The following is a 1,683-nucleotide window of genomic DNA, read 5'->3' as shown; positions in this document are numbered from 1 at the left end:
GCCCATGAGCCGCATCCCGGCTGTGAGCAACCTCTTGGAACTCGACAGCTAGCGCCGGGTGTCGGGGCCGCCGTCGATGCGGCTGTTGACGACGGAGTCGCGCGCCTTCTTGCGCTCGGCGTCGCGGCCCTTCTCGATCTTGTCGCCCTCGCTGGCGCGCTTGGCGACGTAGGCGGCGGCGCGGGCACTCTTCTTCTGATGCTGGCGCGGGTCGATGCCGAGGGCGACGAGGTTCTTGTCGCGACGGGCGAGCTTGCGCTCCTCCATCTTCTCGATTTCCTTGCGCTTGGTGTAGCCGGTGCCGTCGGCCCAGGCCCACCAGACCGCTGCGCAGCCGAAGGGGAAACAGAACTTCCACAGATCGCCGCTGATCTGCCAGTTCCAGTTGGCCATCGGCCCGAAGCCGCCCAGGTGCAGAAGGATCACCAGGACCCCGACGATGATGAAAATCATGCTTCGACCTCCCGCGGCGACGGAGCACTGCGCCGACCGCGTCAACCGGCTCCCTTACACTCCGTTCAGGTGAATGTAGCCGAGAGTTCTCCGGCGTTTGCGTGACCCCAAGCCCGTCTGAAAGGAAACCATGAAGTCCGTCCTGATCCTGACCCTGGCCGTCGGCAGCCTCCTGGCCGCACCGGCGTTCGCCAACACCGACCTGGCGCAGAAGAGGAACTGCATGGCCTGCCACGCGGTCGACACGAAGCTGGTCGGACCGGCCTTCAAGGACGTCGCCGCCAAGTACGCCAGCGACAAGGAAGCCGCCGGCAAGCTGGCCACCAAGATCCAGAAGGGCGGCGTCGGCGCGTGGGGCCAGATCCCGATGCCGGCCAATCCGCAGGTCACCGATGCCGAGGCCAAGCAGCTGGCGGCCTGGGTGCTGGGCACCAAGTAGGACGCCCGCCCGTCAACGACAAAGCCCGCTCGCGCGGGCTTTGTGCTTTCCGGGGGCCGGTTTCAGTTCGTCTGGCCCAGTTGCTCCAGGATCGCCGGATTCTCCAGCGTCGACGTGTCCTGGGTGATCGCCTCGCCCTTGGCGATCGAGCGCAGCAGGCGGCGCATGATCTTGCCGCTGCGGGTCTTGGGCAGGTTGTCGCCGAAGCGGATGTCCTTGGGCTTGGCGATCGGCCCGATCTCCTTGCCGACCCAGTCGCGCAGCTCCTTGGCGATCTTCCTGGCCTCCTCGCCGGTCGGGCGCGGGCGCTTCAGCACGACGAAGGCGCAGATGGCCTCACCGGTGGTGTCGTCGGGCCGGCCGACGACGGCAGCCTCGGCCACCAGCTCGGTGTGCGCCACCAAGGCGGACTCGATCTCCATCGTGCCCATGCGGTGCCCCGACACGTTCAGCACGTCGTCGATGCGGCCGGTGATGGTGAAGTAGCCGGTCGTCTTGTCGCGGATCGCGCCGTCGCCGGCCAGGTAGTAGCCCTTCAGCTCCGGCGGGTAGTAGCTCTTCTTGAAGCGCTCCGGGTCGCCGTAGATCGTGCGGATCATCGACGGCCAGGGCTTCTTGACGACCAGGATGCCGCCCTGCCCGTTGGGCACGTCGTTGCCGGTCTCGTCGACGATGGCCGTCGTGATGCCCGGGAAGGGCAGCGTGCACGAGCCCGGCACCAGCTTCGTCGCGCCCGGCAGCGGCGTGATCATGTGGCCGCCGGTCTCGGTCTGCCAGAAGGTGTCGACGAT

The 1,683-nt window shown here is 67.3% G+C and carries 3 protein-coding genes; 1 reads left to right on the top strand and 2 read right to left on the bottom strand.

Annotated elements, in window-relative coordinates; genetic code table 11:
• Positions 1-48: 48 nt before the first annotated feature.
• Positions 49-453 carry a TIGR04438 family Trp-rich protein gene (locus tag QZV97_RS20900; protein ID WP_295647351.1) on the bottom strand — a complete coding sequence of 135 codons (405 nt, stop codon included), beginning with the start codon at positions 451-453 and terminating at the stop codon, positions 49-51.
• A 130-nt stretch (positions 454-583) separates the two neighbouring features.
• Here QZV97_RS20900 and QZV97_RS20895 point away from each other — a divergent pair, with 130 nt between their 5' ends.
• On the top strand, positions 584-892 hold the full coding sequence (locus QZV97_RS20895; RefSeq protein ID WP_295647349.1) for a c-type cytochrome: 309 nt from the start codon (positions 584-586) through the stop codon (positions 890-892).
• Between the two features lie 62 nt (positions 893-954).
• On the opposite strand, the gene QZV97_RS20890 is transcribed toward QZV97_RS20895, so the two are convergent.
• Positions 955-1,683: AMP-binding protein (locus QZV97_RS20890; protein ID WP_295647347.1), on the bottom strand; the 729-nt coding region annotated here is incomplete at its 5' end.

It is taken from the genome of uncultured Methylibium sp., from assembly GCF_902826655.1.
Classification (GTDB): Bacteria; Pseudomonadota; Gammaproteobacteria; order Burkholderiales; family Burkholderiaceae_C; genus Methylibium.
The sequence above is the reverse complement of the archived record's forward strand: the minus strand, read 5'-3'. Positions and strand labels throughout refer to the sequence as shown.

Coding starts and splice junctions, on each gene's coding strand:
- QZV97_RS20900 (WP_295647351.1), bottom strand. CDS start 453: ATGATTTTCATCATCGTCGGGGTCCTGGTGATCCTTCTGCACCTGGGC.
- QZV97_RS20895 (WP_295647349.1), top strand. CDS start 584: ATGAAGTCCGTCCTGATCCTGACCCTGGCCGTCGGCAGCCTCCTGGCC.